At 42.0% G+C, this 21866-nt stretch carries 14 protein-coding genes; 1 reads left to right on the forward strand and 13 read right to left on the reverse strand.

Annotated features, from left to right (window positions below; all coding sequences use genetic code 11):
• The 10 genes from QZ735_RS10360 to QZ735_RS10405 all read right to left on the reverse strand — a co-directional run.
• The coding region (locus QZ735_RS10360) for a POTRA domain-containing protein (RefSeq protein WP_294247859.1) at positions 1–2238 on the reverse strand (2238 nt) is incomplete at its 3' end.
• Between the two features lie 30 nt (positions 2239–2268).
• Entirely contained in the window at positions 2269–3018 is a 750-nt protein-coding gene (gene uppS / locus QZ735_RS10365) for a polyprenyl diphosphate synthase (protein ID WP_294247861.1), read from the reverse strand.
• 2 nt (positions 3019–3020) lie between these two features.
• Complete coding sequence (locus tag QZ735_RS10370; protein WP_294247864.1) at positions 3021–3914, reverse strand: DUF6089 family protein; 894 nt, start codon at positions 3912–3914, stop codon at positions 3021–3023.
• Positions 3915–4126: 212 nt separating this feature from the next.
• Positions 4127–6622 (reverse strand): exopolysaccharide transport family protein, encoded by a 2496-nt coding sequence (locus QZ735_RS10375; RefSeq protein ID WP_294247867.1) that lies wholly within the window; start codon positions 6620–6622, stop codon positions 4127–4129.
• Positions 6623–6628: 6 nt separating this feature from the next.
• Positions 6629–7465, reverse strand: a complete 837-nt coding sequence (locus tag QZ735_RS10380; RefSeq protein ID WP_294247869.1) for a polysaccharide biosynthesis/export family protein — start codon at positions 7463–7465, stop codon at positions 6629–6631.
• 32 nt (positions 7466–7497) lie between these two features.
• Positions 7498–8625 carry a glycosyltransferase family 4 protein gene (locus QZ735_RS10385; RefSeq protein ID WP_294247871.1) on the reverse strand — a complete coding sequence of 376 codons (1128 nt, stop codon included), beginning with the start codon at positions 8623–8625 and terminating at the stop codon, positions 7498–7500.
• A gap of 92 nt (positions 8626–8717) precedes the next feature.
• Positions 8718–9704 (reverse strand): glycosyltransferase family 2 protein, encoded by a 987-nt coding sequence (locus tag QZ735_RS10390; RefSeq protein ID WP_294247874.1) that lies wholly within the window; start codon positions 9702–9704, stop codon positions 8718–8720.
• Positions 9701–10474: an SGNH/GDSL hydrolase family protein gene (locus tag QZ735_RS10395; protein WP_294247878.1), complete on the reverse strand. Its 774-nt coding sequence runs from the start codon at positions 10472–10474 to the stop codon at positions 9701–9703. Before QZ735_RS10395 ends, QZ735_RS10390 begins: the two co-directional genes overlap by 4 nt.
• Positions 10475–10496: 22 nt before the next feature.
• The gene (locus QZ735_RS10400; protein ID WP_294247883.1) at positions 10497–11591 is read right to left on the reverse strand and encodes a formimidoylglutamase; all 1095 of its coding nucleotides are present in this window, start codon (positions 11589–11591) and stop codon (positions 10497–10499) included.
• Positions 11592–11768: 177 nt separating this feature from the next.
• Complete coding sequence (locus QZ735_RS10405) at positions 11769–12863, reverse strand: glycoside hydrolase family protein (protein ID WP_294247887.1); 1095 nt, start codon at positions 12861–12863, stop codon at positions 11769–11771.
• Between the two features lie 176 nt (positions 12864–13039).
• Here QZ735_RS10405 and QZ735_RS10410 point away from each other — a divergent pair, with 176 nt between their 5' ends.
• Positions 13040–13819: a hypothetical protein gene (locus QZ735_RS10410; protein WP_294247890.1), complete on the forward strand. Its 780-nt coding sequence runs from the start codon at positions 13040–13042 to the stop codon at positions 13817–13819.
• A gap of 350 nt (positions 13820–14169) precedes the next feature.
• Here QZ735_RS10410 and topA read toward each other — a convergent pair whose 3' ends face one another.
• The 3 genes from topA to QZ735_RS10425 form a co-directional block, all read right to left on the reverse strand.
• Entirely contained in the window at positions 14170–16743 is a 2574-nt protein-coding gene (topA, locus tag QZ735_RS10415; protein ID WP_294247893.1) for a type I DNA topoisomerase, read from the reverse strand.
• Between the two features lie 49 nt (positions 16744–16792).
• Entirely contained in the window at positions 16793–17941 is a 1149-nt protein-coding gene (locus tag QZ735_RS10420) for a hypothetical protein (protein WP_294247895.1), read from the reverse strand.
• A 142-nt stretch (positions 17942–18083) separates the two neighbouring features.
• On the reverse strand, positions 18084–21587 hold the full coding sequence (locus QZ735_RS10425; RefSeq protein ID WP_294247898.1) for a T9SS type A sorting domain-containing protein: 3504 nt from the start codon (positions 21585–21587) through the stop codon (positions 18084–18086).
• Positions 21588–21866: the final 279 nt, after the last annotated feature.

Consider the following 21866-nt stretch of genomic DNA (forward strand, 5'->3'; position numbering starts at 1 on the left):
AATATCTTCAGAAGTTCCTCCGTAGGTAGAAGCATTTTCATATCCTCTCAACGGAATCAGTTCCCTACCGTCATAACGGCCACCGAAAAGCCCGGTACCCCCTACATAGAATCTTTCAAACGGCGGAGCACCCAACTGCTTGTTGTATCCGTCCATGAAACCCATTTCTGCAGAAGACCTCAATACGAGTTTTCCGACGATTTCGTTATAGATATCTGCTTTGAATTTTACTTTATAAAATTCCATCCACTTGTATTTGTCGGTAGGCGATAATGTGGAATAGTCTTTGTTATTAAATAACGAGTAAGGCGGAGTCAGTTTCAGTGAAAGGTCAAGATTAGACCCTGAAGTCGGGAAGATCGGATCGATCCCCGCAGAGTTCCTGCTGAGTCCCAGGTTGATACTGAAGTTGTTTGCAGAACCGTAATTTTCCGTAACCCCTCCGAAATCAAAAGGGTAATTGTTGAAATCATACTTTTGAAACTGCAGTCCCGTATATAGCGAAAAATAATCGTCCGGCCACTTCAACAACCTGTTTAACCCGGCGGAAGCGGAGAAAATATTAAGTGTTCTGGCAGAACCGTCAACATCAGAATACCGTACCCTTGAATTATTTAAGCTGACAGAAAGTGAAGTCTGCCGTGTTCCGAAAAGCCATGGTTCCGTAAAGGACACCCCATAGTTCTGGAAGTATTGTCCGGCCTGCGCCTGAAGTGACAAAGTTTGTCCGTCTCCCTGGGGAACCGGCTTGAAATCTTTGAATTTCAGGAAATTCCTAAGCGAGAAGTTGTTAAAGGTAAGACCTAACGTCCCGATAAAACTGTTACCACCGTAACCGGCCTGAAGTTGTACCTGAGAAGATCCTTTCTCTACAAGCTTCCAGTTGATATCCACGGTATTGTCCTGCTGGTTCGGCTGGATGTCCTGGCCCACCTGCTGCGGATCAAAGAACTGCATTCCGGCAAGATCGAAATAGGTTCTCTTGATATCACTTTTTGCAAAGAGATTTCCCGGCTTCGTTCTCAAAGCCCTCAGGATCACATGGTCATGGGTCGTGGTATTCCCTTCCCAGGTTACTTTGTTCCAGGTTGCCTTTTCCCCTTCATTGATACGGATTTCAAGGTTTACCTTATCGCCGTTCACTGATTTTTCAACCGGTGTTACATTGGAGAAAAGGTAACCGTTGTTCATATAGATGGACTTGATATCGGAATCGTCTTCCTTACCACCGTCTTCCCCTACTTTTTTATTGAAGCCTACAGCATCGTAAATATCTCCTTTTTTATATCCTAAGAGCCGCTGAAGATAATCTGTAGCATATACCGTGTTCCCGGTAAACGTGATGTCACCGATATAATATTGCTTACCTTCGTTCAGCTTTACATCGATTTCATAATTGTTTCTTTTGTTTCTCCATACGGAATCAGAAACGATTTTAGCATCTCTGTATCCCAAAGAATTATAATAATTGATCAGGTTCTGTTTGTCTTCCTGATATTTTCCTTCGATAAATTTGGACGACTTGAGAATCCCTCCGATTCCGAATCTTTTCTGCTTGGTTTCCTTGAAAGCCTTTTTCCTGAGTTTTCTGTCTGAAACAGCCTCGTTTCCTTCAAACTCAATATGGTCGATTTTGATTCTCTTTCCCTTATCTACATTGATCGTCCAGTCTACAAGGTTCGGATCTCCTGCATTCACTTTATCCTGAATGGTGATCTTGGCATCGGCAAATCCTTTTTTAACGTAATCTTTCGGGATGTTCGTTTTAAGACTTGAAATCAAGTTCTGGGTAATTTTGGTTCCTGGCTTGAGGTTGTTATCCTTTGCCAGTTTTTCATTTTTAGATTTGCTGATTCCTTTTCCTGTAAATTTCACTTCTCCAAGATCTTTAAGGTCCTGAAGGTAAAATCTTAAGACGATGGTTTCGCCCTCAATGCTCTGTACATATACTTCCACCTCAGAAAAAGACTGGGTGTCCCAAAGTTTTTTTACAGCATTGCTTATCTTCTGCCCCGGAATATCTACCGTTTCCCCTTTCACAAGGCCTGTAAACCTCAGGATCTGGGCTGGCGTATATTTTTTAACCCCATCCACAACGATGTCTTTCAGAGTGTATGTTCCTGCCTGGTTTTCTGCATGTACAGAATTGCTCACCTGTGTGCTGTCCTGCGGGGTTACCTGTCCATAAAAATGTGCAGAGGCAACAAACATAATGATGGGTAATAATCTAAACTTCATTTTTTATCGTAGTCTTTCTTTTCTTAAAATTTACTGGATTTTTATTTGTTCGCCGGTCATCCCGAATCTTCTTTCCTTGTTTTGATAGTTTACAATACACTGGAAGAAAATATCTTTTGTGAAGTCCGGCCACAGAACATCTAAAAACTGCAGTTCTGCATAGGCGATCTGCCAAAGGAGGAAGTTGCTGATTCTGATTTCACCACTGGTTCTGATCAACAGATCTACAGGAGGAAAGTCTTTTGTATAGAGATAGTTTTCGAATAATTTTTCATCAATACCTTCTACATCTACCCTGCCTTCTTTTACGTCTCGGCTTATATTTTTAACGGCATTCAGGATTTCATTCTGCGCCCCATAGCTGATGGCCAGTACCAGATTGCCTTTTGTGTTTTCTTTGGTAAGTTCCACCACCCGCAAAAGCTGGTCTTTCACGAGCGACGGCAGTTTTTCCAGGTTGCCGATGACATGCATCCGCAGACCTTTGCTGAAAATTTCTTCTGCTTCCAGCAGGAGGGTTTCCACCAGTAAATTCATCAGGGTGTTCACCTCTTCAGCCGGCCGGTTCCAGTTTTCCGAAGAAAAGGTATACAGCGTTAAATAAGGGATATGAACTTCATTGCATGCATTAATAGCATTCCTTACTGCATCAATGGCATTCTTGTGCCCGAATGTTCTTTGTTCACCACGGGATTTTGCCCATCTTCCGTTGCCATCCATAATGATGGCGACGTGTTTCGGTAAATGATCCGGATCTATTTTATCTTTTATCAATGACATAATTAATCACAATAACACGGAGGTCTTCCGAATGAGTAGGTCAGCCCCAGACTTACCGTATTGATCCAGTCTTTGGATCTGAGGTCTCCTATATTCCTATCTCTTGTAAGAGCAGCTTCACGCTCTTTGGATACTACATAATAGGCACCTGTCTGAAGAAGGGAACCGCCGGTAGCAGGGCTCAGGATATCCCCGTTATAAGTGGCGATAACATCTTTATCCAGAATTCTGCTGTAGTCCAGCTGATCGGTAAGGGTATATCTGAACGTTGCTTCTGCAAAAATACCCCAGTTATAGTTAAACTTATATTTCAATCCTACACCAAAAGGAATATTCATGGTGGTTTTCTTGCCGGTTGAGTAGACCGGTGTAGTGGTAAAGTCCAGCTCATTGATCGGAGCCAGTGCCACACCATCCGCATCACGCCGGAAGTCGTTCACCATTGTTGCCTTCGGAGCGTCGAACATCAGAGCACCCACTCCACCGAAAATATAAGGACTTACCATACTTTTCTGTTCGTTATTTACCGGAAAGAAGTTATATTCAAAAATCAAACTGGCTTCATACACATCGTTTTTCCCGAAGGAATTTCTCTGGCGGCGGTAATCTTCCTTAGCAACCTTATCGTTGAACTGAATCTGGTTGTATCCGAGGTCTAATCTTACCGTCTGATGGGGATTAAAATTAAATCTATATAAAATACCGCCGTAAAACGGGACTCCCCAATCCGAAGCTTTACTTAAATCCAATGGCTTTTGTAAAATATAATTCGTCCTCCCTATATCCCCAACTAGGTTACTCATACCTAGACGAACTCCAAGTTCGTTTCTTTGAGCTTTAACACTTACCACTGTTCCTAGAGCGGCAAGGAAGCTAAACAATAATTTTCTATTCATAAAAGAATATGGATTTATGGTTATTTTAAAAATTAATTTTTGCAAATATAAAACTTTTTTATATTAATGATAATCTTAATGCTTAGTTAAAAATAAACAAAAAAACATAATTTGTTATAAAGTAAACGGCAAACCAGGCAAATTATTCTTTTTTTAATAGAACGGGTATCATCATTATTAATAAACCCCCATGAAATGAGGGCTTAAAAGTATTATTTTTTATTGAATATCTGCTGTACTTTATTCCTTATTCTTATCAGAAGCGGTTCTTTGTAATTCTTATCTTCATCAAAATAACCGTAACCGTAGCCATAGCCGTAACCATAACCGTAGCCATAACCATAACCCTGTTTCGTGTTGTAGTCATTATAGACAAGGCCCAGATGATCAATTTCGCCTTTATGATATTTTTCAGTAATCATTTTCAGCATGTATTTCTCCGTATATTCATGACGTACCACATAAATATTGGCATCTGAATATTTCATCAGTTCATACGAGTCTGCTACCAGTCCTACCGGCGGGGAATCGATAATGATGAAATCGTACATATTTTTAAGATCCTCAAGGAACTTGATATTTCTTTCGCTCATCAGAAGCTCCGAAGGATTTGGCGGAATAGGCCCGGAAGTCGCTACATCAAGATTCGGAATTTTGGTCTTGTTGATAATCTGGCTCATTTCCACTTCACCGGTAAGATAATTGGAGATCCCGAACTGGTTGTCGATCTGGAAATCCCCGAAAATCTTGGGTTTTCTAAGGTCCATCCCCAACAGGATGGTCTTCTTATCGCTCAATCCGAGTACGGAAGCCAGGTTTATGGAAATATAGGTCTTGCCTTCCCCTCCAATGGAGGAAGTGATGAGAATGGTCTTGCTGCCTCCGCCTTCTCCGGAGAGAAATCTGACGTTGGCACGGATTCCCCTGAATGCCTCGGAAACGGAAGACTTGGGCTGATCCAGTACCGTAAGCATGTTTTCATTGGTATTATTGCCAATCACGCCCAGTAATGGAATTTTTGTCGCATTAAGGAGTTCCTTGATATTCCTGATTTTATTATCCAGCACTTCACCTATCAAGATGAACAATAGGGGTAAAACAAGGAATCCCCCCATGATGCCAGCTTTTGTTCCTTTCACATTAGGGCCTATAGGAGGCTGGCCTACATTTTTCGCAGGGTCAATCACAGTGATGTCAGACTGGTTCGCAGCCATTCTCATTTTTGTTTCATTCTGTCTTCCCAGAAGGCTGTTGTAGGTAGCCTCAATCATGTTATACCCTCTTTCGGCGTCCAGATATTTTCTTTCTTTCTGCGGATAAGACTCAAGATCTGTATTGGCCTCCTGTACCTGCTGATTGATCTTGTTGATTTCAGTATAGTAGCCGGTATAATAATTTCTTAAAGCACCGTTTGAACTTGTCTTTGCTTCATCAATCAACCGGTCGATCTCTTTCATCGGCTCTGAGTTCGGCCTGTAGATAAGGCTCATCTCCCGTCGTTTCGCATACAATCCTTTCAGTTCAGAAACAGATGCGCTGAAAAGCCCGTCCTGAAAACCTGCAGCATTGGTGCTGATCATTTTTTCGAAATTCCTGGACTCCATGCTTTGCTTGATCTGATTCAGGGAAGCGATTTTGCTTTCGATGTCCGCTTTTTTAGCTTCAAGTTCTTTTATTTTTTCCAGTGACTTTTCATCTCTGTCTTTGATGTCATAAAGTTTCTGATTGGTCTTCATGTCATTCAGCACATTCGCACTGGAATCGAGCTTCTTGCGTATTGTTTGCAGGTTCTCCTGAAGATACACATCGGTATTCTTATCTACCGTCATCTTATCGGCCAGTCTTTTCTTCTGGAGCTGGCTTACGGATGTATTCAGAAAATTAACGGTGCTGTTCAGATTGTAACCTGTTTTGGTAATGAGCATGATGGTAGCAATCTCTTTATCGAAATCAACGCCTATGGTAGAGACAATTCCGGTCACAGCGTCATTTACCGTACTTAAATTAACAATTACATTCTCCAGCTTGAATTTAGGAACTACCGGATTAGGCAACAACCTGAACCTAAGATTAGGAGAAGTATACCATTCGCCGACCCGGATGATTTTATTGGCAGGTCTTTCATAAGGACTTACGGACACAAATCCCTCAGTATCATAGCTGTATAATCCTGTAGACTCGCCGTCTTCAGGTAAAATGACTTCATAGGTATTTTTCCCTTTCGCCATAAGGGTAATAGGATAATTCATCTGCTGCGGATGTTTTTTATCAATCTGAAAAACAACCGGAGAATCATCCTTATCCAGATAAGTGGACTTGATAACGCCTTTTGTTGAATAATTAATAAAAAGATCCATTTCCTTTACCAGAAACTCATTATGGGTTCTTGATAAAAGCATTTTTTTAAGATATACCCCGTCCTGATTTCCGCCCTGGCCCCAGATAAAGTTGATGGACTGGCTGGGCGTAAAATAGCTTGAAGTATTATTAGAAATACTTAGGGAAAGGTTGGAAGCATAGATATTCTGTGCATAGTATTTACTGTACACCCATGATATCGAATATCCTATGAAAAACATCAAGACAAACCAGTACCAGTTTCTTACTATTCTTCTTAGAAAATGCTCAATATCAAATAGCCCGAATGATCCATGCTTTTCTTTCTGGGCATCTGTTTTCTCTACCGTGGTATCTTTTCCTGGAATCATGGGATATTAAAGGTTTTTTAGAAGGAGATAAATTGATAAGGCCGTCGTAATAACGGATACTCCGGTGGTTAAGGTCTGGATAGGATCTTTTCCAAGGCCATTCAAGCTTTTTGCCCGTGTATTCAGATAGATCTCATCTCCATTCTGAACGTAATAATAAGGAGAGTTCATCACATCTTCGCGGGTAAGATCAATCCGTGCAACTTTAATCCCTTCTGGCAGCTTCCGGTGAATAACGATGTTTTTTCTGTCAATCGTTCTGTTGAGCCCTCCGCTGATTGATATGGCTTCCGTAATAGTGAGGGTATTTTTGTGTACCACCTTTTCTCCTGTAATTCCGGTAGTCTCTATATCTCCCAGGACATAAAAGGTAATCCCGTTTATATTAAGTCTTACTTCAGATTTTCCTTCCTGAAAGTTTTCGTTTACTTTTTCCTGAATCTCCCCGCTCAGTTCTTCTATGGTTTTTCCCTCGGCTTTTATATATCCTATACCGAAAATATTGATATCCCCTTTTGAATCTACTTTTAAGCCTCCGAAATAAAACCCGATATTTCCACCGCCACCGGCCCCACCGCTTATGGCAGGACTCGCTCCGGCATTTGAGGCATTCAGAGCTGAATAGAACTGGGCGGCATCACCTTTGGGCGTGGTGACGATATTAAGGTTCAGGATATCGTTCTTGGTGATTCTGTAGATGGGAATATTGTATGGTATCAGGCCCTCTTCATTAATCACAAGACTTTCATTAGGCTGCATGTACCGTACATCTTTGGTCGTGATACAGGAAGTGGTTATCAGATAAGGGAATAATAAAAGGAATAAGTACTTATAGTTCTTCATCGTATTTTCTAGTTGTTTGCAAAAGTAAAGATTTAATTGTTAGCCTTTCTATTATTTTTTAAAACATATATAAGATCCGGAAGGTAAGCTCCTAAAAACCCCAGTGCCACTACAATCAACAATAACAGATTGATGCTGATATGCCTGAAATAATATGCAACAGCTACTACAAAAAGGTAATAAACAATGATATAAAAACTGGATCTGCGATGGGTAAGGTTCAGTTTCAGCAGTTTATGGTGAATATGATTTTTATCGGCATCAAAAGGTGATTTCTTCTGGGCAAGCCTTATGATGATAACATTCAGGGTATCTACAATCGGCAGGATAAGAATCGCTACAGCGACTACCGGTGCAGACTGCAGATGATATTTCGGAACGCCCGGCAGCTTTCTGTCTATAAAAATATCAATAAAACACATGGAAGTAAACGCCAGCAGGAAACCCAGCAACATTGATCCCGTATCTCCCATGAATATCTTATTCGTACGGTAATTGGATAAATTATAATACAGAAAGGCAAGAACTGCTCCTATGATGACAGCGGATAAAATCACCAGCGGATAATTGTACTCTCCCAACCTGTAGTAGCTGATCCCGAAAAGTGCACTGCAGATCACCGAATATCCTCCGGCAAGCCCATCTATTCCATCTATGAGATTAAAGGCATTGATAAGAATAATAAAAGTGACAATGCTGAAAATGATGCTCACAAAATATTCAAGCTCATAGATTCCCAAAACGCCGAACAGGCTGCGGATTCTGATGTCTGAACCGATAACGATCAGTGCCGAAACGATAATCTGTGCTACCAGCTTTTTATAAGCCCTCATCACCACTATATCGTCCATTACCCCCACATACAGGAGAATGATAAGTGAGGCAAATAAGAATTTATAGAGGTCGAAAAGCTCATAGGCAAATATGGAAGCGCAGATTCCTATAGAATAAAAGATGGCAATTCCGCCAAGATTGGGAATTTTGCGCAGGTGGGAACTTCTGATTCCCGGCTCATCCATCAGGTTCTTTCTCCTGGATATTTTAATAATGGTGGGAACGGAAAAGAAGGTAATTAAAAAAGAAAATAAAAAGCCTAATCCTATTTTGAGATAAAAAATAGGAATGCCTGACTGAGATAAGAACAATTCAAAATTCTTCATTTTTTTTCTATTGAGCACCTGAGAACTCATTGTTCTGCCGACTTTATAAATACCAGATTTATATTACAGAACCCGTGGTGCCTCCATTTGTGTTACATTAATTTTCGGATCAGCTTTTTCTGTCCTGTAAAAAAGAGCAGATAAAATATCTTTTTTTTCACCGGCAAAGATAACAGATAATTTTTATCAAAACGATTATATAATAATATATCTTTTAGTTTTATATCCCTTTCTCTTACAAAAACCTGCAATTCCTGCGACATCCGGTAAAAAAGTTCCTTATTTTTCACAAATGCCAGGTAAGCCAGAAAGGAATATACTCCTTCAAATATCTGGAAATTTTTAAGTTCAGGATGCCTTTGGGCATAGTGCGATCCCGAAAAGCATATTTCCACGTCCTTTATCGCCTGCAGAATGTCAAGGCCGCGTTCGGTATGGGTTTTGGTAATAGAATCTGTCCGCTCAAGATACTGGTAATGAAATTGCTGCGTCTGTGCCACCGCCTTACATTCCAACAGCAGCTGAGGAATCAGCTGTATGTCTTCAAAATGGGCACCTTTCTTAAAACGCTTTTCTTCAAAAAGATCTTTTCTGAAGATCTTATTGCAGGCAAAGTAGCTGATGTCTGAAAAGACTGAAAATTTATCTTCCAATTCAATTTTTTCCGGCATACCGGGAAGCTGTGTGAGCTTCTGTGTAATCCTCCCATTCTGGTCTACTTTCTGAATATTGCAGATCACCATTTTAACATCGTGTTTTTCAGCAAGCCTTACCATTTCTCCAAACATATCGGCTGTCACATAATCATCGCTGTCTACAAAACCGATATATGTTCCTGAAGCATGATCGATACCGAAGTTACGGGCATCGCTGAGGCCGCCGTTTTTCTTGTTAAAGGACTTTATCTTGTCAGGATATTTCCGGGCATATTCCCGGATAATTTGCTCAGAACCATCTGTACTCCCGTCATTTACAACCAGAATCTCAATATCCTGATAAGACTGCATCACCAGGGATTCAAGGCATTTTACCAGATAGTTTTCAACATTATAAACCGGAACAATAACAGATATTTTCATTTCCTTTGCTCTAAGTTAATAATACCTGACGCTAAAAACTCACTGAATTTCTGGTATCCCTTTTTATTCAGGTGCAGCGGATCGGCATACAGTTTTTTATTTCCGTTATAATCAAGGCCTGCCCTATCAAAATCCAGGACCGTTATCCGGTTTTCCTTGTGAAGTTTTCTGAGACTATTCGTCAGAGCATTTCTGTACTCTTTGACTGTAAATGCGGCACCGTTATTCAGGATGAGCTCGGCACCGCTGTTGCTGAGCCGGCTGAAAATATTCTTTGCCTGAAAGTCCTCCTCAACTCCGAATCCAGGAAGGGAAACCACTACGGGCCTGATGTTGTAATGCAAGAGGGTATTGATGATAAGTTCCATATGGTGCGCATAATAAGCGGGCCCCAGATGTTTGGCAGCATCATTGACACCGGCAACAACAATACAGTATTCGGGATGGCTTTCAATTACCTTTCTGGAAGAAAAATCTTCATTTTCTTCCTTAAACAGATTCTCATAGATTACCTTTGAGGTGGCACCGGGATTTCCGGAAGAAAAGACCTTTGCCGATATGCCTTTTTCTGAAAGTTTCCGTTCCACCAGGGAGTCAAGTTTCTCACGTACGAGCCAACTGTCTCCGATAATGCCGATGCGCAGTTTATCCTGCCTAGTCTCTGCCAAAGGGTAATACTTCTTCTCACCTGCATAGGCATATTTATCTGCAAAATACAGCCCTCCGGAAAGCACTATAAATAGAATAATAAATAATAATTTTTTCTTCATGCATTTTTATATATTATGAATTTCAGCGAAACAGCCGTGCATTGAGCCAGCCTTTTTTAGCTTCCTCGAAATCTCTTTTTGAGCAGGGAATGCAGTTATTTATATTTTCGTCATCCCCGAAATACCAGAGATTGCTGAAGGTATCGCGCCGGAAAGCATATTCACGGTCATCTACCAATACATAAAAAATTTCATACTGCCTTTCCTTGGGGTGGGAACGCTGGATATTGATCCCTTCTATCAGGTACCAGATCATCTGGGCGAGCAGCTGATGGTTCAACCGGTTTCCGGAACTGATATTATAATTGAAAATCCCTACGGATTTCAGGTTTTCACTCAGTCCGATTTCTTTCATATAAGCACATATTTCCCGTCTGTTGAGGCCGTTGACCTGCGGGTTTTGGGAAAAAGGCTCGCCAAAACTTTCAATAGCATCGCAGTTAACCGTCACCAGGTCTGCCTTCCGGAAAAAGGGCTCGGTTTTCTCAGTAGAATTCATCATTTCCGCCAGCCGCACGATATCAAACTCCACCTCTTTGATCATGCGCACAGAATCCGTCTCATTCAGGTGTTTCTGGTATCCCAAGTGATGGTAGTTCCGGATGGAGAAGTCCTTGGACCCTAAAATTTTGCTTAGGAAAGTGCGTTCGTTGATCGCTTCTCCCTGCTTCAGGGAAATGATATTGCTGATCTGTGTATAATTGATGTTTTTTACAAAAAGATGGAGGGCAGAAAAAAGCGAATATGAAAAATCATTGGAACCTCCGATAATGACAGGAATTGCTCCTTTATGATGGCATGCGGAAAGAACTTCCTGGAGTACATAATGCGAATCCTGTACGGACTTTCCGGATACGAGGTCACCAAGATCCACCACGGGAATTTCAAAATCCAGTTGCGAAAGCTTGTAAAACTCTCTTCTGACTTCCGTAAAGTCCTGCATTTCAGCAGTACCGTCAGCACCGCGGTAATCCGATACAAAAAGAAGGACGATACTGTTTTCCTTTATATCTTTAGTAATCTGATTTCCGATCTGCCAGCTTTCTGCCCGGAAGCGCCTCGGGGAAATGATAAAGTCTTCAAAATTCATTCTTTCGTTACCTGTTATGGGTACCAAAAATATTAAAATTAAATTATTTATCAAGCATAAAAAGCCATTTGCCGTGTTTATTAACAGGTTTGTATTATTATTTTAATCTGATTACAACAGCGGCGGCAGTCATTTGTTCAAGTGTGGCCTCCTGCAGAGGAAAAAAGCAAAGTCCAAGGTCCTGTTGAGTTTCTCAAGTCTTATTTACCTGAGCTGAGTACGTTTAATTTCAAATACAAAAGCTGTGGAAGTTTCAAATTCGCCGCCCTGTGTAGCGCCGAATAAAAACCCCGGAGTTTCACCGTCGCGATCCAGCAGGATCATCGGCCGCTCCAGCCGCCCGAATCTTTTCAGGTGTTCCGGCGGAGCAGATTCCTGAATGTACGACTTCATATCAAGGTATGCTATTTCCGGTTTTGTCCAGCAGATACCGTCTTTTGTGGTAAGGTGCAGGCCATATTCATGATTATAAAAGCCCATATCGCGGGCAACCATATGAAATAATCCGTTCTGCTTCCATACAAATGCATCTTCCAGCTGGGCATTATCAGGCAGGGAAGAGAAATCAATAACCGGATTTTCCAGTACTTTCTTGTAAGGTCCGGACGGAGATTCTGCTTTTGCCAGTCCATATTTCCGGTTACCCCGGACCGGGCCTTTCTGAGTCTCATATTCCAGGGTATTCCAGGATTTATAGAACAGCCAGTACTTGCCGTCATTTCCCTGTACAAAAGCCGGATTTGTGGTACAATGGTCGTCCCAGGAACCTTCTTTTCCAGGAAGCAGCAGGGGTTCATCCGGTCTTTTCCAGGGCCCGGCCAGGCTGTCCGAGTGAGCCAGCCCGATTCTCTTGGTACTGGTCTTTCCGTTGGCATTTCCCATGAAGAATAAAAGGTACTGATTTCCGACCTGCTTTATCAATGGGTTATGACAGGTAGTAGCATCCCAGAATTCTCCGCCTCTTGGCGCCAGAATAATTTCTTTGTGTTCAAAGAGATGATACGGCGAATCCGCTTCGGCCCTGCAGATTTCGGATCCGTTGAGCCAGCCGCCCATCCCTTTCTCTTTTTTCCACCGGGAATAGAAAAGATGCACTTTCCCGTCTTCGCCCCAGACAGGGGAACTGCACCAGATATAATAGCCTTCCAGCGAAAACTTCCTTCCTATTGGTTTTATAGTGAAGTAAGGCTTATTTTTCAAAGGCAGTAAAGCGGTAAATGAAGATCCGAAAAATACCGCTGCGATTCCTAAGGCCGACGTTTTCAAAAATTCTTTCCGGGTGTATCCTGAATGGCTCATTATATTTGATTTTCAGCTAATGTAAAGGAAATGCGGATACCTACTGTCCTGCCGTCTCAGGTTATTTACAAAACTACTGTTATAACGTATTGCGATCTCAATAAACCGGATTCCGTGATAATGATTATATTTGAATTCCGGAAATACATAACCTTAGGTTCAATACCCTGTCAAAAATGCGGATCATCAACAAGAACAGTAAAAACAGGATAAAAGTTGGTGTTACAGAAATCGGCTCTTACCTCGAAATCAACAAACCCATAGTACTGGATTGGAGTGACTGTGATGGCTCCATGGGGAGATATTGTACCCTGATGGGATTGAAAGATGCTAAATTTATCAGCTTAACGCATGAATTAAATTCCCATACCTATAAAGATTATTCAGAAAATCCGGAAGGTCTGCTGATTGATTTTCAGCCTCTTTTGAGTCTTTTGGAAAATGGCTTATACTTTATTAATTATTCAAAGGGCTCAGAAAACCCTGTAATGGAAAGCTATCTGGTATTTCCCAAAAGGGCTGTCACTGAACAAACATTCATTAATGAAAACAAAGATGACGTTTTGCTTTTCACTTCTCATTGGTATTATGAACTTCAGGGTTCCTTTACGATAGCTACGCAATCAGAAGACTCGATCAACAGGGAACAGGTTGAATTTTACAAGAATGAGATCATTCAGGGGAAACGGCCTTTTGTTATTGGTATCTACAAATCGTACATAACGGATGAATCAAAAACCAATGAAACAGGTGATGATAATCCGGAGCTGACTTCTGCCGTTTTTCTGCTTGACGGACACCATAAGTTTCTTGCTTACCAAGAATTGAAAATCAGTTCTCCTACTTTCACCATTTGCCAGGGATTTTCAAATAGTGATGCGATCTATTTCGACTTAGGAAAACTCAAAAACTATCTGAATCATTTCCAGACAGATCACCTGGAAGCAAACAGGTAAGAAAGGCTATTTTGTAAAAGTACAGGTAAAGCATCAGTCAGGATAAAAAAAATTAAAATCTGGAACAATCATATTTGAAAAGCGGGATAAGAAAGAAGTACCTGAGACGTGTTTCCATGGCCAAATCAATAAGGTTAAATATTTATTAGAAAAGACATTGCATTCATGGTGAAGAAAACGCCCGACAGGGGCAGCTGAAGACGGGGAAAATGAAGATATTGTTCGCCTTCTTTCAAGATGGGGAGCAAAAATAAAGTCAGCCAGGCTTTGCCGTCTGAAACGGATAAATTTGGATAACCAATAAAAAAGCACAGACTAAAATCTGTGCTTTTTCATGGATGAAAATCTTTTTATTTTTTAGCCGATGGCTTCTTCGCTGCAGGCTTTTTAGCCGTCGCTGTCTTTTTGGCAGCAGCGGTTTTCTTTACCGCCGGCTTCTTTTTCTCGGCAAATGCTTTCGGATCCTGGTCGGTGATCCATTTTTTCACCTCATCCAGGGAAATTTCTTTCAGCTCGTCCCCTTCATATTTGGTATCGTCTTTCTTTTTCGGAATTTTAAACATGGCTTTTCCGAATTTGATGAACGGGCCCCATCTTCCGTTTTCAATGGAAATCTTTTCTTTTTCCCACTGCTGGATGTACCGGTTGGCTTCTTTTTCCAGCTTGGCATCAATCAGTTCATTGATGTCGCTCTGGGAAAGGTTTTCAAAGTTATACCGTTTCGGAACGTTGATGAAAATATCCCTGTACTTGATAAACGGTCCGAACCTGCCGGTTCCTTTGGTTACCGGTTCTCCTTTATAACTTGCGATAGGCGCATCCGCTCTTTTCTTTTCAGCGATGATTTCTTCTGCACGTTTCTGATCTACCGACAGCGGGTCTTCGCCTTTAGGCATGCTGATGTAAGTTTCTCCCCATTTCACATACGGCCCGAATCTCCCGACTCCTACAGAGACCGGCTGGCCGTCTACTTCATTAAGATCAAAAGGAAGCTTGAACAGTTCCATGGCTTCCTCAAAAGTGATGGTAGCGATATTCTGCCCGGCCATCAGAGAAGCAAAAAGCGGTTTTTCCTCATCATCCGTTTCTCCGATCTGGATCATGGCTCCAAATCTTCCGATCCGGGCATGAACATTTTTGCCGGTTTTAGGATCCACCCCTAAAAGACGGTCTCCGGTAGCGCGGTCCGCATTTTCTTCCACATCTTCAATGCGCGGATGGAACTTGGAGTAGAAATCCGTCATCATCTGCTTCCATTTCTGGTCACCGCTGGCAATTTCATCAAAGCTTTCCTCTACCCTTGCCGTAAAGCCGTAATCGAGGATTTCCGTAAAGTTATCCGTAAGGAAGTCATTCACCACTTCACCGATGTCAGTAGGAACGAATTTATTTTTATCGCCGCCGAATTTTTCGTCGAGGACTTCTTTTTTGATTTTATCTTTGGCCAAAGAAATTTTCACCACTTCCCTGGTCTGCGGCTCGATCTCCCTTTTATCCACATATTCACGGTTCTGGATAGTCTGGATCGTAGGGGCATAAGTAGAAGGACGGCCAATTCCCAGTTCTTCCAGCTTTTTTACCAGGCCGGCTTCAGTGTATCGTGCACTCGGCCTTGTAAACTTCTCCGTAGCAGTAATTTTCTTGTATTCAAGGGTTTCACCCACGCTTACTTTAGGAAGCAGTTTTTCGTTGTTTTCTTCATCCTCCTCTTCTGTTTTCATAATTCCGTAGGCTTTCAGGAATCCGTCGAAGATAATCACCTCGCCCTGGGCCTCAAAATTCTGTGGCAGCTTTGCATTCCCGATTTCAATAACGGTTTTTTCAATTTTGGCATTGGCCATCTGGGAAGCCAGTGTTCTTCTGTAAATTAACTGGTAAAGCTTGTTCAGCTGGGCATCGCCGATGCTTTTCACGCTGAAATCCGTAGGGCGGATGGCTTCGTGGGCTTCCTGAGCTGAAGCAGATTTGGTGGTATATTTTCTCGGCGCCGAATATTCGGGTCCGTATTCTGAGGTAATCTGTTTTTTGGCCCCGTCTATCGCTTCCTGGGAAAGGTTGACAGAGTCGGTCCTCATATAGGTAATGTATCCTTCTTCATATAACCTTTGTGCGATCCGCATGGTGCTGGTTACATTGTATCCTAATCTTGATGAAGCCTCCTGCTGTAAGGTAGAAGTTGTAAAAGGTGCGGAGGCTGAACGCACTCCCGGTTTTTTTTCAACATTCAGTACCTTGAACTCAGCTGTTCTTGCCAGTTCCAGGAACTTCTCTGCCTGTGCTTCTTCAGAAAAATCTTTTTTCAACTTTGCTGAAATCTCCTGCTGCCCGTGGTTCAGGAAAACCCCGTCCACTTTGAAGCTGGCTTTCGGGACAAATTCGCGGATTTCCTTTTCTCTTTCCACTACCAGCCGTACCGCAACGGACTGTACCCTTCCCGCGGATAATCCCGGTTTTACCTTTTTCCAGAGTACGGGAGACATTTCAAACCCCACGATCCTGTCCAGCACCCTTCTTGCCTGTTGGGCATTCACCAGGTTCTGGTCGATGTCCCTGGGATTGTCTATGGCTTTCAGAATGGCATTTTTAGTAATTTCATGGAAGACGATCCTTTTCCGGTTTTCCGGCTTCAGCTTCAGCTCGTCGGAAAGGTGCCATGCAATGGCCTCTCCTTCCCGGTCTTCATCGGAAGCCAGCCATACCATTTCGGCTTTCTTTACAGCAGCTTTCAGCTCGGTTACCAATTTCTTTTTGTCTGCAGAAACTTCGTAATCCGGACTGAAGGTAGCAAGGTCGATCCCCATTCCTTTTTTAGGTAAATCCCGGATATGCCCGAAACTGGATTTCACCTCGAAATCCTTTCCTAAATACTTCTGAATAGTTTTTGCCTTGGCCGGTGATTCTACGATTACTAAATTTTTCGACATTCTAAAATTTTTGCAAAAGTAAAGCTTTTTTATCAGATAGGTTTTGTAATTACATTTTATTTAGCAATTCAAGGGGAGCGATGAAGACTCTGTACAGAATTCCCTCGAAAGTAAATCCTTTTCCGGACATTTCTACCCTATAGAGCAGTGAAAAAATGATAATCAGTAAGGTAATGTAAAACTTTGTTCCCGTAATAGCCGGCTCAGGTACGGCTCCGGGCTCTTCCATTTTCAGCAGCATAGCCAGCAGCACTGTGATCAGCATCATGTGGATATACATCCATCTTCCCCAGTCGATGGCCAGGTAAAACAAGGGCAGAGAAAAAAGAAACGCACCTGCCAGTAAAAGCGGAAGCGTCTTTCCCTGCTTTACAGATTTCAGATAAAACCCAAGGTGGAAAATACTGATGGCAAGACTTACAAAATACAGAAGGTATTCGTTGATGTGCTGTCTTATGTATGCCCTTTCATCAATATTCCAGTAAAAAATTCCGTAGGTAGGATGAACGCCTCTCTGTGCCAGAATCTGAAGAGACATCCCTTCATTTACCTTTTTCCCCAATAAGAGGATGAGCAGTGTAGGAATTCCTACCGAAAGAAAATATTTTATATACCTCGAAGTTTCAAACCTGCCCGTTTTCAGATACAGGGCTATGGCAAAATAAGGAATATAGAAGAGAACAACCTCATGGAAAAAAACAGTAATGCAGAGCGCTCCGCAAAAAGCATATTCTCTGTATTTTGAAAGCCTGTGATTATCCAGAAGCCATACAAACCACGTAAACAAGAGAAAAACAATAAACTCTTTTTTCCCGACATAGGTTACCGTATTGAGAAGACCGATAAAACATAACGGCGATAAAAGAAGGGATAGGTACAGCAAATGGGTATCTTTATACCTGATGATCTTTATGTATAACCAGAAAAAGCCTGTAATGATGCAGAACTGAAAGCCGTAAACCAGATAATTAAGCCTTATGTGCGTAATGTCCTGCAGCAGGAAAAAGAAACTCCCCGACAGCCCTCTTCTTTTGAATCCGCCGTCCTGGTAATTGATCAGCCAGTCTGCCAGGATGTATCCGTCATCTTTCAGATTGTAATAATAAGTGAATATAAGGGTATATAGGGCCGTAACCGCAGTAAGGAGATAAATGAGGATTTTAATATTGAAGTAACCTGTAACTTTATGGAGTTTCATGTTGTGTTTTTGAAGAGGTTTTTAATAAAAAAAGGAAACAAAACAGCGCTTCCGGTAGGTTGATCATTTTTTTGGATGTCCAAAAATAATGATTTTAACTGAACCGCTGTTTTATTTCCTTTAAGAACCGTATCCGTTCCGGTTATTGTTTGATGATCTTTACCATTTCTTTAGAATCATTAATTCTTAACAGATAGATTCCTGAAATCAGTGCAGAAAGATCGGTTTTGCCGTTCTCAAATTTTCCTGTTTTCACCAGCTGCCCGGACATATTGTAAACCTGATAATAATATCCGTCTTTCTGATCGGGCGTTCTTACATAGAGCTCGCTGATTACCGGATTCGGAAAGAATGTGGTTTTCTCCCTGGCTGCCACCTGAACGGTTTTTTCCGTTAAGACAGCGGCAGGCCTGGTTACCGGCAGTGACGTGATCTGCAGTCTCGGGATCACCCCTTCCTCATTTCCTTCTTCATCATATTTTATTTTTACACAACGGCAGCTCATCCCGAAATACGGGTCATTGTTATCATGAAAGGCTACCATCCTGTTGGCTGTGGAAGCTGCATCAAAGAGAACATTGATAGGCCTTCCGATATAATTTGTATTAAGAGCGGCTGTCCATACCCCCGGATATTGATAATTGATAAAATTAAAAGTTCCGGAAGAAGTCTGGTTTGTCGTTACGCTCCTGAAACCGCGGGACCCGGAATTCGGATAATTGCCGATCCTGTAAGAAGAATCGTTAAAGATATAACCAATGGTGGAGCTTGCTGCAGCGCTTCTTCTTACCCGCGTGCCCAGGTAATCACTGATGATACTATACGAAGTTGCTACAAATTTATCTTTTTTATACCATGGAGTTACACCGAAATCCTGGTTTACCGTGATAGAGACACTGGTAACATCCGGAATCCTCCAGCCTTGAGGACATGGATCGAAAGGGGATTTTTTCCCTCCTCTTCCCCAACGGTCCGGAGCAAGGTTCGGCTCGTTGGCAAGCCAGTCTGTTCCATTGGTATACAATGGGTTTGAACTGTTATAAGGAGCAAATGTACTCGGGATCATATAAACCAGCGGATTTCTCACGGAATAGGACAGCACCTTTGCAATTCTGTCTGACACTTTATCCGTGGCGGTAATATTTGCATTCGCAGCATTGGTGTACGTATTGTACGGAACGATATAGCTGCCGGACAAGTTATTGTAAGCAGAACCCGTAAGTGTGGTATACACTGATGTCCCGCTAGGTGTTACATTTCCCAAATAAACGGGATACGCAGTTCTGTCATCCGCATACTGGAAGATAGGCAAAGGATCTTTTCGTCCCCATTGGTAATGCAGACCGGTTGAAGCCTTTATTCTTGCCAGTTCGGCATTGCTCGGAGCCAATGGATTACCGACTACAGGAAAAGTATCGGTTGCCCCCAGGTTCCGGTCCATAAATTCCGTTTGAAGAACCGTATTGGCCTTCGGAACATAATTTACATAGTTGGTTACAGAAGTCACCGGCAGCTCCGTCGTATAATTATAGGTACCAATTGCGGTATCTGTGATCCATATGTGCCATGACCAATATACAGGATTGGCCGTATTTCTATTGTGCAGCGTGATTACCGCATTTCCGCTTTGGTTGGGATTAACGGTGACGGAAATTCTGGAAGAGGAAATCTCATTAAGTGTGCCGGGAGACGGGTTCACTACTGTTACATTATTAATGAGACCTGTATTGGTAGTCCAGAGAATGTTGGCCTTGAGGTCGTCATAATTGGCTGCATCCAGAATGCTTTCATTATTTAAAAGCTCGCTCTGCACGGAAAAAGCTTTAGTTACCGGAATGTCAATTGTGAAAGCGGAGGTGCTTTTTACAGCCTGATACGTATTGGGATTATCAATACCTTCGCGGTATTCGGTCTGAGGCGCCAGATACTGGGTAGGAAAATCATAATCATCCACCACATAAAGGGGATCTTTGATACACCTGCATCCATTGGCCGATGAAGTTGCTTCTCCGGACAAAGGCAGATAATAATACCGTCCTTTCACGTCCGGCATTGAAGGATCCGGAACATCAGGCTGACCTTTATCCGGAAGCATGAACAAAAGCCTTGAACTGATGGCAGGCGTTGCATCAAAATGCCTTACCATAGTAGCTGTCCACAACCCGATATGATGCTGATCAGAATACTGCCCGCCATTTCCGATTTGTCCTACTCCCGGAAAAAGCCCCATATTAAACCCGCCGACACTGGATAAATCAAACCCGGTATTGGTATAGATTTTAAAACCTTTCATAAAATCCGGAGTATTGGTATCGGTAGGCTTTATGATATGGTATTTGTTGGCTTCAAAAGTACTTTTGCCCATACTGGTTCTCACTCCGTAAGGGGAAAAATCGATCCTTATATCATCTACGTAGGCCTGAGAAGCAAGGTTGGCTACCAGAACAGAGGGTATTCTCCATCCATTGGGACAAGGATCATAGGATGATTTATCCTGATAAGGCCTGGCGCTGCTGTCGCTGTTATAATTCGTGGCAATTCTTCCTCTGGAATTATCAGACCATAAATTGAGTTCAGAAAGCTGTGCATCATTCAGGGAAGCAGATCTTCCGAACCAATTGACAGCCAATGCCGTATTGTTATTATAATAGGCAGGTCCCGAATTATCATCCTTGTTTACATAAATAGGACTCATCGGGTTTCTTACGGCAAGCCTCAGGTTGTTGGTAATTGTTGAATTCGAAAGGGTTACATATTTTCTCAGATTATCGAAATTGATTGCCCCTGTAAAATTTTTAGCTCCCCGGTGACGCACTCTTCCTATGGAACCTGAAACTTCATAGAAATCATCCCCTTTCAGCACCAATGTAGGAATCGGATCTTTACGGCCCCACTGGTATAGCAATCCTCCGTTTCTATTCCACTCATTTTGTGTGATGGTATTGGTTATAGCGCCCAGATTTCTATCCATCCAGCCCCAGTCAGAATCCGGAATCAGTTCTATGGTTCCGTCATTTCTCTGTCTTTTTACCCCTTCAAAGCTTTTATAGTCAGGCCCATTCGTAGGATCATCCGTCACCCAGATATGCCAGGACCAGTAAATGTCTCCGTTTACTCTGAAAGCTACTACGGCATTTCCTTTTTTGGTTTTATTGATGGGAACTTTAATCTTGGCATTCTGTCCGGAATCCACTACTTCCAGTGCATAGGAAGAAGTAGACCTGATCAATCCATGAACATCTTCCCACAAAACATCTGCCGTAAGCCGTCCGTTGGGAATGGTAGTCCCGCCCATGTATCTGTCCTGCTGCCACATGGCATAAGCTTTTCTTACGGGAATATAAAGGCCGTCACTATCCTGACTGGGATCAAAAATGTAACTGTTGGGGGCTTTCGTCCAATCGGGAGCAACAACTTTAGACAAACTGTCCGGATGCTCTCCCGCGATTACAGGTTTCGTTCCGGACTGTCCGTGGGTTTTGATTGTCGTAATAGATTTAGATAATGAATCCTGATGTTTAGAAAATACTTTCCGGTACAATTCAGTATGATTTTTTCCTTCGGTTCCAATGCCATCCCCGGCATAGATAGCGTGCGCACTGAGGCAACATAAAAGTGCCGCTAAGTTCTTAAATGACTTTTCCATTTTCCTTAAACTTTGTGTAAAACAAGAAATACAATTCTTAAACCCTTATCAAAAATAATCAATTTATTTTGTAAATAATTATTACATATGGTGAATAAAACATTAACAAATCAACATTAATTGTTTATCAATGCGAAATCACATATATCAACTTAGGTTTTACGAATGTACAGCATTTTTTCTTTACATTTTGCACGCAGACATACAATTTAACTTAAATTTATTCGAAAATGAAGAAAAATCATCTGTTTAAGTTAGACTAATCTATGGTAATATATT

The sequence above is a fragment of the uncultured Chryseobacterium sp. genome (assembly GCF_913776365.1).
Taxonomy (GTDB): Bacteria; Bacteroidota; Bacteroidia; order Flavobacteriales; family Weeksellaceae; genus Chryseobacterium.